The organism is Kitasatospora sp. NPDC054795 (assembly GCF_053611565.1).
Window position 1 is genome coordinate 1 of sequence record NZ_JBSHAP010000194.1, and the last position, 12765, is coordinate 12765.

Sequence of the window (12765 nt, forward strand, 5' to 3'; positions counted from 1 at the left end):
CCCCGGCCGGGCCCGCCCCCCGCCCGGGCGGGCCGCTGCGCAGAATCCCCCCCCCCCCCCCCCCGCCGTGCGGCCCCCGGCCTCCCGGCGCGCGCGCAGCCCGCCCGGGGACGGGCGGGTGGCCGGGTCTTCGCACCGGTCCCCCCGTGTCACCCCCACAGCACCCCCCACGAAGCCCCCCACGACCCCCGCGCGGTCCGGTGCGGCCCGCCCCGCGATCCCTCGGCGATCAACAGTCTGACCAGTCCGACAACACTCCCGGCCGTGAGGACCGTCGTACCCTTGGGGGGTGACCGACGCCGTAGCAGCCATCCCAGAAGAAGCAGCCCCGGTCCCGCTCCTCGAACCGAAGGACGGGATCCCATCCGTGGTGGCGGACGACCGGGCGCTGGCCGCCGTCGTCGCCGCCTTCGCGGGGGGCACCGGACCGGTGGCCGTCGATGCCGAACGGGCCTCCGGCTACCGCTACGGGCAGCGCGCCTACCTCATCCAGCTGCGCCGCAAGGGTTCCGGCTCCGCCCTGATCGACCCGATCGCCTGCCCGGACCTCAGCGCGCTCGGCCGGGCCGTCGAGGACGCCGAATGGGTGGTCCACGCGGCCAGCCAGGACCTGCCCTGCCTCGCCGAGGTCGGCATGAGACCCCGGCGCCTGTTCGACACCGAGCTGGCCGGGCGGATCGCCGGCTTCGCCCGGGTCGGCCTCGGGCCGATGACCGAGAACGTGCTCGGGCTGAGCCTCGCCAAGGAGCACTCCGCGGTCGACTGGTCCACCCGCCCGCTGCCCGAGCCGTGGCTGCGCTACGCCGCTCTGGACGTCGAGGTGCTGGTCGAGCTGCGCGACGCACTCGAACGGGAGCTGGACGCCCAGGGCAAGCTCGGCTGGGCGATGGAGGAGTTCGCCTCGATCGCCGCCGCGCCCCGCCCGGCCCCGCGCACCGACCCGTGGCGCCGCACCTCGCAGCTGCACAAGGTCCGCCGCCGCCGTCAGCTGGCCGTGGTGCGCGAGATGTGGCTCGCCCGCGACCGGATGGCGCAGGACCGCGACGTCTCCCCCGGCCGGGTGCTCGCGGACGCGGCGATCGTCAACGCCGCACTGGCCATGCCGCTGAACATCGCCTCCCTGCAGGCCGTCCAGGGCTTCGGCCCGCGGGTGCACCGGCGCCAGCTGGAGCAGTGGCTGGCGGCCGTGCAGCGCGGCCGGGAGATCCCGGAGAACCTGCTGCCGCCGGCCACCGCGCCGCACGAGGGACCGCCGCCGCCGCGGGCCTGGGCCGAGAAGGACCCGGTGGCCGCCGCCCGGCTCTCCGGCGCGCGCAGCGCGATCAGCGAGCTGGCCGAGCGCCACCACCTGCCGGCCGAGAACCTGATCACCCCGGACCTGGTCCGACGGGTCTCCTGGCAGCCGCCGGCCGACCCGGGCCCGGAGGGCGTGGCCGCCGCACTGCGCGGGCTCGGCGCCCGGCAGTGGCAGGTGGACCTGGTGGCGCCGGCGGTGGCCGCCGCCTTCGCCGCGGCGGTCGTCGCCCAGGACTGATCACGGCGTGCGGGCCGGTCGCGGTCCGGGCCGATCCGGCAACACGGGAAGGGGATGTCGTCCGTACGGGCGACATCCCCTTCGCCGCACCCGGGAACGGCGCTCCTGGTCGGACGGGCCGGGGAACGTGTCGGGAGACACATGGTCAGATCCCTCCGAGGGGCCTGGGCAGGTTGGTTACCGGCGGGTAGCATGGCCGTGATGCGGCGCCGCTCGGGTCTTCGACGGCGGCAGCCCGCCCACCTAAATGTTGGTCCCTGGGAGGAGAGCCCCCGTGCCTCGTACCGCGAGGGACGTCGTCTTCGTCGATGGCGTCCGCACCCCGTTCGGCAAGGCCGGCCCGAAGGGCATCTACCACGAGACGCGCGCCGACGACCTGGTCGTCAAGTGCATCCGGGAGCTCGTGCGCCGTAACCCGAACCTGCCCGTCGAGCGCATCGACGAGGTCGCCGTCGCGGCCACCACGCAGATCGGCGACCAGGGTCTGACCATCGGGCGCACCGCGGCCCTGCTGGCCGGCCTGCCGAAGTCCGTGCCGGGCTACTCGATCGACCGCATGTGCGCCGGCGCGCTGACCGCCGTGACCGCCACCGCGGGCGGCATCGCCTTCGGCGCGTACGACGTGGTCGTGGCCGGCGGCGTCGAGCACATGGGCCGCCACCCCATGGGCGAGGGCGTCGACCCGAACCCGCGCTTCGTCTCCGAGAAGCTGGTCGACGAGTCCGCCCTGTTCATGGGCATGACCGCGGAGAACCTGCACGACCGGTTCCCGCACCTGACCAAGGAGCGCTGCGACGCCTACGCCGTGCGCTCGCAGGAGAAGGCCGCCAAGGCGTACGCCAACGGCGACATCCAGCCCGACCTGGTGCCGATCACGATCCGCAACACCAACCCCGAGGTCGGCGAGACCGGCTGGGGCCTGGCCACCGTGGACGAGCCGATGCGCCCGGGCACCACGATGGAGAACCTGGCGGGCCTCAAGACCCCGTTCCGCCCGCACGGCAACATCACCGCGGGCAACTCGGCCGGTCTGAACGACGGTGCCACCGCCTCGCTGCTGGCCGCCGAGGACGTCGCCGAGGAGCTCGGCCTCCCGGTGAAGATGCGCCTGGTCTCGTTCGCCTTCGCGGGCGTCGAGCCCGAGGTCATGGGTGTCGGCCCGGTGCCGGCCACCGAGAAGGCGCTGGCCAAGGCCGGTCTGACCATCGACGACATCCAGGCCTTCGAGGTCAACGAGGCCTTCGCCGTCCAGGTCCTGGCCTTCCTGGACCACTTCGGCATCGCGGACGACGACGAGCGGGTCAACCCGTACGGCGGCGCGATCGCCTTCGGTCACCCGCTGGCCTCCTCCGGCGTGCGCCTGATGAACCAGCTGGCCCGCCGCTTCGAGCAGCGCCCGGAGGTCCGCTACGGCCTCACCACGATGTGCATCGGCTTCGGCATGGGCGGCACGATCATCTGGGAGAACCCGCATTGGAGCGGAGCGGAAACGTCGTCTCAGGTCGAGGGTGGTAAGTGACCATGGCCAACACCACTGAGCTGCTGACCCGCGGCGCCGAGCTCTTCCCGGGCGAGGTCGTCACGACCGCGCACGTCCGCCACCTCGACCTGCCGCTGCAGGCCGGCCGGCTGGCCCTGATCACCCTGGACAACGGCTTCGACCACACCAAGCCGACCACCTTCGGCCCGGGCTCGCTGCTCAAGCTGAACGAGGCGCTGGACCAGGTCGAGGCCGAGGCCGCCGAGGGCGCGATCGTCGGTGCCGCGATCACCGGCAAGCCGTTCATCTTCGCGGTCGGCGCCGACCTCAAGGGCGTCGAGCTGCTCACGGAGCACGCGGACGCGCTGGCCATCGGCAAGGGCGGCCACGACGTCTTCAAGCGGATCGCCTCGCTGCCCGTCCCCACCTTCGCCTTCTACAACGGCGCGGCGATGGGCGGCGGCGTCGAGGTCGGCCTGCACTGCGACTACCGCACGGTGTCGGCGGGCGTCCCGGCCTTCTCGCTGCCCGAGGTCTTCCTCGGCCTCGTCCCCGGCTGGGGGGGCTGCACCATCCTGCCGAACCTGGTGGGTGCCGGTAACGCCGTCAAGGTCATCATCGAGAACTCGATGAACCAGAACAAGCAGCTCAAGGGCAAGGACGTGTTCGAGCTGGGGATCGCCGACGCGATCTTCGAGCCGGCCGACTTCCTGGAGCAGTCGCTGCTCTGGGCCGCCAAGGTCCTCAAGGGCGACGTCGTCGTCGAGCGCGCGGCGATCGACCGCGGCAAGGCCTGGGACGACGCCGTCCTCTGGGGCCGCATGGTCGCCGACGGCAAGGTGCACGGCGCCGCTCCGGCCGCGTACCGGGCGCTGGACATCATCGCCGCCGCCAAGGACTTCGACCTCGCCGACAAGGCGAGCCTGCAGGCCGGCTTCGACGCCGAGGACACGGCCCTGGCCGACCTCATCATGAGCGGCGAGCTGCGCAGCGGCATCTACGCCTTCAACCTGGTGCAGCGCCGGGCCAAGCGCCCGGTCGGCGCGCCGGACAAGTCGCTGGCCCGCCCGGTCACCAAGGTCGGTGTCGTCGGCGCCGGTCTGATGGCCTCGCAGCTGGCGCTGCTGTTCGCCCGCCGTCTGGAGGTGCCGGTGGTCCTCACCGACATCGACCAGGCGCGCGTCGACAAGGGCGTCGGCTACGTCCACGCCGAGATCGACAAGCTGCTCGGCAAGGGCCGGATCAGCCAGGACAAGGCCAACCGCCTCAAGGGCCTGGTCTCCGGCTCGCTGGACAAGGCCGCCGCCTTCGGCGACGCGGACTTCGTCATCGAGGCCGTGTTCGAGGAGATGGGCGTCAAGCAGGCCGTCTTCGCGGACCTGGAGAACGTGGTCTCGCCGACCTGCGTGCTGGCGACCAACACCTCCTCGCTGTCGGTCACCGAGATGGCCTCGAAGCTGAAGCACCCCGAGCGGGTCGTCGGCTTCCACTTCTTCAACCCGGTCGCGATCCTGCCCCTGCTGGAGATCGTCCGCGGCGACAGCACCGACGACGCCGCGCTGGCCACCGCCTTCGCCGTGTCGAGGAAGCTGAAGAAGACCTCGGTGCTCTGCAAGGACGCCCCGGCGTTCGTGGTGAACCGGATCCTGACCCGCTTCATGGGCGAGATCCAGGGCATCATCGACGAGGGCACCCCGATCGCCGACGTCGAGAAGGCCGTCGAGCCGCTCGGCCTGCCGATGTCCCCGATCGTGCTGCTGGAGCTGGTCGGCCCGGCCATCGCCCTGCACGTCTCGGAGACCCTGCACGGCGCCTTCCCGGAGCGGTTCACCGTCTCGGAGAACCTCGCCAAGGTGGTCAAGGCCGGCAAGCGCGGCTTCTACACCTGGACGGACGGGCAGCAGGTCCTCGACCCCGAGGTGCTGGAGCTGCTCTCCTTCGGCGACTCGGTGCTCACCGAGGAACAGGTCCGCGCCCGAGCCCTGGAGGCCGTGGCGCAGGAGGTCGGCCTGATGCTGGAGGAGGGTGTCGTCGCCGAGGCGCAGGACATCGACCTCTGCATGATCACCGGTGCCGGCTGGCCCTTCCACCTGGGCGGGATCACCCCGTACCTGGACCGTGAGGGCGTCTCGGAGCGGGTGAACGGCAAGACCTTCCTCGCCCCCGGCGTGGCCTCGGTGCCCGCCTAGGCGCGGCCCGTACCCGGAACACGGAGGAGCCCCGGTGACCAGCTGGTCACCGGGGCTCCTCGGTGTGTACGGGGTTGCCGCCCGAGCACGGGCTGTGTACGGCGTCGGGATCGGAACCGGTGTGTACGTCGTCGCCGCGCGGAACGGGTGTGGACGGCACTGCCGCCCGGCCGCCCGGACGCGGGCGTCTCAGTGCTTGAGGCGGTAGACCACGGTGTCGGCGAAGACGCCGACCATCTCGTAGTGGGTGTCCAGCAGGTTCTCGATCCGGGGGACCATGACCGGCTGGTACGGGGCGATGCCGGAGTCGTCGACCACGACCTCGGGCAGGCCGTTGGCCAGCTCCTTGTCGAAGGTCTGCCAGGCGTTGGCGACGCTGAACTGCTCGCCGACGTTCTGGTTGCCGTCCTTGCCGCCGCTGTAGTTGGTGAGGAAGCCCGCGGTCAGGTAGCGGGTGGCGGGCTTGCGGTCGGCCAGCCAGTACAGCTCGGGGTGCATGCCCCAGACCAGCACGGTGTCCTTGGGGGTGGTCTGGGCGGCGACGGCGGTGGCGACCTCGGTGGTCCGGTTGAGCTGCTCCCCCGGCCAGGCCAGTGCCAGGCTCCAGAACACCGTGGCGGCGACCGTGGTGTACGCCAGGACGGGCTTCCAGCGGATCGCCGAGGTGGCGACCGCCCCGGTGCCCAGCAGCACCAGCGGCGGCATCAGCTGGAGGTAGTAGTGGCCGAAGAAGTGGAAGCCCACACTGACCGCGACCACCGAGGAGAGCAGCCAGACCCACAGGTCGGTGGTCGAGCCGTGCTCCTCGCCGGCCACCGGCAGCGGGCGGTGGCGGTACTTGAGCCAGAGCCTGCGCCCGACCGGGAGCAGGAACCCCAGTCCGGCCCCGACCAGGATGGCCGAGTTGCCGAGGGCCCGGCCGAGCATCTGGAGCCAGGCGCCGCCGAAGGAGGCGTAGTCGCCGCTGCCGGTGACCACCCAGAAGAGGAAGCCCTTGGGCTTGGTGAGGATCACCGCGACCAGCGCTATCGGCAGGGCGAAGCCGAACCCGATCTTGAACAGCGCGGGCGGCCAGCGCACCCCGCGCCGGCGGGTGTCCTGGAAGAGCATCCAGAGCACCGGCAGCAGCACCGCGCCGCCGGTCTGCTTGGTCAGTGAGCACAGGGCGACCGCGATTCCCGCGGCCAGCCAGCGGCGCCGTTCGGCGTACCGGAAGGCGGCCACCATGGCGGGCAGCATGAAGACCTCGAAGGTCGCCGCCTGGGTGTCCTCCGGGGAGAGCCCGATGGAGACCAGCAGGTAGAGCAGTCCGGCCCCGGCACCGGCCCGGTTGCCCCAGCGGCCGCGGGCGATCGAGGCCAGCAGGATCGCCGTGACCAGGTGGGCCACCACAGCCAGGGTGCGCAGCGGCCAGAGCGAGGCGGAGCCGAAGACCGCGAAGCAGGCCTGGTAGAGCCAGGGCAGCAGCGGTGGCTTGCGGTCCACCACGGTGTCGTACAGCACGCCGCCGTCCGCCAGCATCCGGGCCTGGGTCGCCAGGAAGCCCTCGTCCGGGCTCCAGACGGGCCGGGCGAAGGAGGGGATGTGGGTGACGAGCGCGACCAGCGCGAGCACCGGCACCAGCCTGGTCCAGTACCCGGTCAGCAGACGGGTACGGACGCGCTCGGGCAGGCGCTCGGCCAGTCCGGTGAGGCGGAGGCGGGTGGGGGTCGGCACGGATGACAACCTACCGGGCGGGATCGGCGCCGATGGCGCCGGTCCCGCCTTTCAGTGCGATTGTCAGCTTGTTCCGTGACGAACTGTTACGGAGTTACGACAAATGGTCGTCAACGGAGCGGGGACCGCTCCGCCCGGACGGCCCCCGGTCAGGCCTCGACCGGCGCCGCGTCCAGCTTGGCGACCAGCGCCGTCACCTTTCGGGCGATGTCCGGGGCGTTCAGACCGATCTCGGCCAGGATCTCGGCCCGGCTGGCGTGGTCCAGGAACTCCTGCGGGATGCCGAAGTCGCGCACCGGCAGGTCCACGTCCGCGTCCCGCAGCGCCTGCGCCACGGCCGCGCCGACGCCGCCCACCCGGCCGTTGTCCTCGATGGTGACGACCACCCGGTGCTCGGCCGCCAGGCCCGGCAGGGCCCGGTCCACCGGCTTGACCCAGCGCGGGTCCACCACGGTGGCGGTGATGCCCCGGGCGGCCAGCAGGTCGGCGACCTCCAGGCTGGTGGGGGCCATCGCACCGACCGAGACGATCAGCACGTCGGCGCGGTGGGCGCCGGAGGGCTCCTCGGCGGCGCGCAGCACGTCCATGCCGCCGATCCGGCCGACCGCGGGGACGGCCGGGCCGACCGTGCCCTTGGAGTAGCGGACCACGGTCGGGGCGTCCTTGACCTCGACGGCCTCGCGCAGCTGGGCGCGGACCTGCTCGGCGTCGCGCGGGGCGGCCAGCCGCAGGGACGGGATGAGCTGCAGCATCGACATGTCCCACATGCCGTTGTGCGAGGCCCCGTCGTCGCCGGTGACGCCGGCCCGGTCCAGGACGAAGGTGACGCCCAGCTTGTGCAGGGCGACGTCCATCAGCACCTGGTCGAAGGCCCGGTTGAGGAAGGTCGCGTAGACCGCGAACACCGGGTGCAGGCCGTTGGTGGCCAGGCCGGCCGCGCTGGTGACGGCGTGCTGCTCGGCGATGCCGACGTCGAAGATGCGGTCCGGGAAGGCCTCGGCGAACGGGGCCAGGCCCACCGGGTGGAGCATGGCGGCGGTGATGCCGACGATGTCCTCGCGCTCGTGGCCGAGCGCGACCATCTCCTCGGCGAAGACCGAGGTCCAGCTCCGCCCGCCGCCGCTCTGGATCGGCAGGCCGGTCTCCGGGTGGATCTTGCCGACCGCGTGGAAGCGGTCCTCGTCGTTGTTCTCGGCGGCGTGGTAGCCGCGGCCCTTCTCGGTGAGGCAGTGCACGATCACCGGGCCGCCGAAGCCGCGCGCCTTGGTCAGCGCGGACTCCAGGGCGGTCATGTCGTGGCCGTCGATCGGGCCGATGTACTTGAGGCCGAGGTCCTCGAACATGCCCTGCGGGGCGATGAAGTCCTTGAGGCCCTTCTTGGCGCCGTGCAGCGTCTCGAACAGCTGCTGGCCGACCACCGGGGTGCGCTGGAGCGCGTCCTTGCCCCAGGACAGGAACCGCTCGTAGCCCTGGGTGGTGCGCAGGGTGGCGAGGTGGTTGGCCAGGCCGCCGATGGTCGGCGAGTACGAGCGCTCGTTGTCGTTGACGACGATGACGAGCGGGCGGTCCTCGGCGTCTGCGATGTTGTTCAGCGCCTCCCAGGCCATGCCGCCGGTGAGCGCGCCGTCACCGATGACGGCGACGACCGGGTCGTTCTTGCCCAGGATCTGGTTGGCCTTGGCCAGGCCGTCGGCGTAGGAGAGGACGGTGGAGGCGTGCGAGTTCTCGATCACGTCGTGCTCGGACTCGGCGCGGGACGGGTAGCCGGACAGGCCGCCCTTCATCCGCAGCCGGGAGAAGTCCTGGCGGCCGGTGAGCAGCTTGTGGACGTAGCTCTGGTGGCCGGTGTCGAAGAGGATGCGGTCGCGCGGCGAGTCGAAGACCCGGTGCAGCGCGATGGTCAGCTCCACCACGCCGAGGTTGGGCCCGAGGTGGCCACCCGTCTTGGAGACCTCGGTCACCAGGAAGGTCCGGATCTCCTGGGCCAGTGCGGCCAGCTGTCCGGGCGTGAGCCGGTCGAGATCGCGCGGTCCCCGAATGCGGGTCAGCAGGGCCACCCGTTCCTCCTCGTTCAGTGTTCGCGGACCACGGAAAGTCCGACGGGCGTCGCTGCCCGGTCCGGTGCCACGCCGGCGGTCCCGGCCGGGGCCGACCGGTCGAGTCTAATGTCCGCCTCCCGGACGCCGAGCGGCGCGCCCGGTGCCACGGTTCGGTTACCGCCATTCCGGGAGGTCGGGCGGGGGAGGCGGGTCACGCCGGATTGACGCACTGGCGTTCGACCGTGCTTATCCGGCCGGAGCCGACCGTCCGGGACGGGACGTTCAGGACGGGACATCCGGGACGCCCCCGGCCGCGGTGCGCCGGCCGGCGGCGTCAGGCGCGGCCGAGTGCGCCGGACTCCCCCATCTCGCTCATCACCAGGGCCAGCGCCCCGAGCACCTCGGCCCGCCCGCCGAGCGTGCCGGGGACGACCGAGAGCTGACGGGCGGCGCTCGGGATCGCGTAGCGGGCCACCGAGTCGCGGATCGGGGCGAGCACCAGCTCGCCGGCCTCGGCGAGGTCCCCGCCGAGGATCACCCGGCGCGGGTTGAGCAGGTTGCACAGGGTGGCGACGCCGGTGCCGATCTGCCGGCCCGCGTCGGCGATCACCCGGCGGCAGCCGAGGTCGCCCTGCTGGGCCAGCTCGACCACCCGGGGCAGGCTGAGGTCCGGGCCGAGGGTGGGAACGAGCAGCGAGAGCAGGTAGCGGGAGCCGACGAAGGTCTCCAGGCAGCCGCGGTTGCCGCAGCGGCAGACCGGCCCGGCCTCGTCCAGGGTGATGTGCCCGATCTCACCCGCGGTGCCGCCCGGCCCGCGATAGATCTGCCCGTTCACCACCAGCCCGGCGCCGACGCCGCTGGCGACCTTGATGTAGGCGAGGTCGCTCAGCCCGCGGCCGGCGCCCCAGACCAGCTCGCCGAGCGCGCCCAGGTTGGCGTCGTTGTCGACGTGCACCGGCATGCCGAGCCGCTCGGTCAACTCCCGGCCCGGGGCGATGCCCGTCCAGCCGGGCAGGATCGCGGTGGAGCCGAGCGCGCCGGTCTCCAGGTCGATCGGGCCGGGCACCCCGAGGCCGACGCCGATCACCTTGTCGGGGCGGAACCCGGCCTGCGCCAGCAGCCGCTCGACCATCGCCTCGGCGCGGTCGAAGCCCTGCTGGGCGGAGACGTCGACGTCGATCGGGGCGCTCTCCTCGGCCAGCACCCGGTGGGCCAGGTTGCCGACCGCGACGCGCAGGTGGGTGTGGCCGAAGTCGATGCCGACCACGATGCCGGCGTCCCCGCTGAGCGAGACGCTGCGCGCGCGGCGGCCGCCGGAGGAGGTATCGGCGACCACGACGGTGCCGCTCTCCTTCAACTCCCGCACGATGTTGGACACGGTGGCCGCGGACAGTCCGGTGCCGCGGGCGATCTCGGCCTGGGTCAGCGAGCCGGCCATCCGCACCGCGCGGAGCACCCGTTCCAGGTTCGCCCGGTGCAGCGACGACTGCGAGCCCGGTGTGTCCGTCGACATGATCCACCCTCCCAGGGCGGGGACCCCTCCGCCGGGCGTCCCCTTCAACTCCTGAAGGGTACGGCCCGGGGGCCCGGGCAGGGGTCGCGGCCGGTGGTCCCGGCCGGGGCGGGCGGGGCCCCGGGCGCGGACGGCGGCCGACCGGCGCGGACCGGAGCGCCGGGGCGCGGGCGTGGGGGCGCGGTGATCGGGGGGTGAAGGTGTTGCGCGGCCCGGACCTGCGGAGACGGGGATCGGCTCTCCTGGCGGCGGCCGAAAACGACACACCATTAGCATGGTGCCCAATTCTCACCCGTCCCCTCGGAGCCGTGGACGGCACCGGCAAGGGGACGCTTCCAGACATGACGGGGAATCAGATGGCAGGGGATCACCCTACGCCGGGGTCAGGCGAAACGCCCGGCAACGGTCCGCAGGACAACCGGGGCGTCTCGTTCGGGCGCCCGCCGGGCGGCGGTGTGGATCCGGCCGCCGTCGCGGACCAGATGACGCAGCTCGACGGCGCGGCCGTCCCGGGCCCGGCCGCGCCCGCGGGCCCGCCGCCCGCCCAACCGCCGGCACCGCCCGCGCAGCCGCCCGCCGGCAGCCCGGAGTACGCGGCGTACGCGCCGACCGCGGCCGGGTTCCCCAGCCAGGCCCCGCCGCCGCCCGGCGCCGCCCCGCTCGGCCCGTACGACCCGGTCCCCGGTTCCCCGTACGGCGCCCCGAACGCCGGGCAGGCCTACAACACCGGCGGCTACAACTACCCGCAGCAGCAGCCCGGGTACAGCTACCCCGTCGCGCCCGTCCCGCCCAAGCAGCGCAACCCCGTGATGCTGTGGGGCGGGATCATCGGCGGTGTGCTGGCGATCTCGATCGTGGTCGCCCTGGTCGTCCTGCTCAAGGACCCCGACCCGGCCCCCGACCCGGCGCCGGGCCCGGTCGCCAGCGACAGCGGCGGCACCGACAACGGCGGGACCAGCAACGGCCCGACCCCCGGCCCCGGGCCCAAGGGCGGCAGCTACAACGTCGCCTGGAGCGTCCCCAAGCCGGCCGGCGCCGACACCTCGACCCAGCTGCTCGGCGTCTGGGGCACCGACAAGCTCGCCGTGCGCGTCGACGGTTCGGGCATCAAGGCCTACAACCTGACCGACGGCAAGGAGGCCTGGACCGTTCCCGTCCCGGCCGGCAGCAAGGAGCTGTGCACCGCCTCCTACGGCGCCAACTCCAAGGGCGTCGCCGCCGTCTCCTTCAACACCGGTGACAGCGACTGCTCCACCGTCGGCGCCGTCGACCTGACCCAGGGCAAGCTGCTCTGGAGCGTCAAGGTCTCGGCCGACCGGATGTCCTCGCCGACCCTCAGCGTCACCGAGAACGTGGTCGCCGTCGGCGGCAACATGGTCGGCGCCCTGAACATCGCCAACGGCCAGCCGGCCTGGCAGTTCCAGCCGCGCGACAAGGACTGCTCCGTGCGCGGCAAGGCGGCCGGCGTCCAGATCGCGGTCAGCGACCGCTGCTACGGCACCACCGGCCCGAAGTCGCAGCTGGTCGTCGTCAACGCCGAGACCGGCAAGCCGACCAGCGCCCCGATCACCCTCACCGGCAGCATCGAGCAGGTCGACTCGGTCGTCCAGGACAAGCCGCTGGTGCTGCTGATGTCCAGCGGCCCGCAGGGCGACTACATCCTGCCGTTCGACAAGGACAACAAGCCGGGCAACCAGATGTCCGTCAAGGAGCCCGGTGCGGACAGCCTGCGCCTCTCCGGCCAGGACGAGGCCCTCACCCGCAACGTGGTCAGCGGCACCACGCTGTACGTCCAGGTCAGCGGCGGCAAGCCGGGCATCAACGCCTACGACCTGACCACCGGCAAGCGGCTGTGGGCGGCCACCTCCGGCTCGACGAGCAACGACATGCGCCTGGTCGCCGGGACCGACAAGGACGGCAAGGTCCGCGCGGTCGTCGACCAGGGCTACAACAAGCCGGCCCGGCTGGTGACGCTCTCGCCGACCGACGGCTCGCTGTCCGACCTCGGCACCATGACCATGCCGAGCAGCATGGGCATCGGCAGCAGCAGCTCCGAGTACCTGATCTCGGACGACGGCGCCGCGGTCTACGCGTTCCGCCGCTTCAGCGCCAGCGACGGTCCGCTGACCAAGTGGAAGAAGTGACGCCGGGCCGACGAACCGACCGGCGCCCCGGGCGAACCGGTTGACCGGGGTGACCGGAGTGACCGAGGTGACGACCGGGTGACGAGCGGGGCATGACCCCTCGTCGCGGGCCACGCGGGCGGGGCGGGAACGGGCGGATCGCCCGGGCCC

General features: G+C 72.7%; 7 protein-coding genes. 4 read left to right on the forward strand and 3 right to left on the reverse strand.

Translation table 11 applies throughout. From position 1 onward, the window contains the following. Window positions 1–289: 289 nt before the first annotated feature. The 3 genes from ACWGJO_RS38900 (at window position 290) to ACWGJO_RS38910 (ending at window position 5203) form a co-directional block, all read left to right on the forward strand. Window positions 290–1534, forward strand: a complete 1245-nt coding sequence (locus ACWGJO_RS38900; RefSeq protein ID WP_452190350.1) for an HRDC domain-containing protein — start codon at window positions 290–292, stop codon at window positions 1532–1534. A 274-nt stretch (window positions 1535–1808) separates the two neighbouring features. Further along, window positions 1809–3053 carry a thiolase family protein gene (locus ACWGJO_RS38905; RefSeq protein WP_387685569.1) on the forward strand — a complete coding sequence of 415 codons (1245 nt, stop codon included), beginning with the start codon at window positions 1809–1811 and terminating at the stop codon, window positions 3051–3053. 2 nt (window positions 3054–3055) lie between these two features. After that, window positions 3056–5203, forward strand: coding sequence for a 3-hydroxyacyl-CoA dehydrogenase NAD-binding domain-containing protein (locus ACWGJO_RS38910; protein WP_452190352.1), 2148 nt, complete (start codon window positions 3056–3058; stop codon window positions 5201–5203). A 189-nt stretch (window positions 5204–5392) separates the two neighbouring features. On the opposite strand, the gene ACWGJO_RS38915 is transcribed toward ACWGJO_RS38910, so the two are convergent. The 3 genes from ACWGJO_RS38915 to ACWGJO_RS38925 form a co-directional block, all read right to left on the reverse strand. Further along, window positions 5393–6919, reverse strand: a complete 1527-nt coding sequence (locus tag ACWGJO_RS38915) for an ArnT family glycosyltransferase (protein WP_452190353.1) — start codon at window positions 6917–6919, stop codon at window positions 5393–5395. 149 nt (window positions 6920–7068) lie between these two features. Continuing rightward, window positions 7069–8976, reverse strand: a complete 1908-nt coding sequence (dxs, locus tag ACWGJO_RS38920; protein WP_452190354.1) for a 1-deoxy-D-xylulose-5-phosphate synthase — start codon at window positions 8974–8976, stop codon at window positions 7069–7071. A gap of 316 nt (window positions 8977–9292) precedes the next feature. Further along, entirely contained in the window at window positions 9293–10471 is a 1179-nt protein-coding gene (locus tag ACWGJO_RS38925) for an ROK family transcriptional regulator (RefSeq protein ID WP_452190355.1), read from the reverse strand. Window positions 10472–10953: 482 nt separating this feature from the next. Between ACWGJO_RS38925 and ACWGJO_RS38930 the strand changes: the two genes are divergently transcribed. Next, window positions 10954–12615: an outer membrane protein assembly factor BamB family protein gene (locus ACWGJO_RS38930; RefSeq protein ID WP_452190356.1), complete on the forward strand. Its 1662-nt coding sequence runs from the start codon at window positions 10954–10956 to the stop codon at window positions 12613–12615. Window positions 12616–12765: the final 150 nt, after the last annotated feature.

Bases quoted from the DNA above. Each gene is read 5' to 3' on its own strand.
- ACWGJO_RS38930 (WP_452190356.1), top strand. From the start codon at position 10,954: ATGACGCAGCTCGACGGCGCGGCCGTCCCGGGCCCGGCCGCGCCCGCG.
- ACWGJO_RS38910 (WP_452190352.1), top strand. From the start codon at position 3,056: ATGGCCAACACCACTGAGCTGCTGACCCGCGGCGCCGAGCTCTTCCCG.
- ACWGJO_RS38925 (WP_452190355.1), bottom strand. From the start codon at position 10,471: ATGTCGACGGACACACCGGGCTCGCAGTCGTCGCTGCACCGGGCGAAC.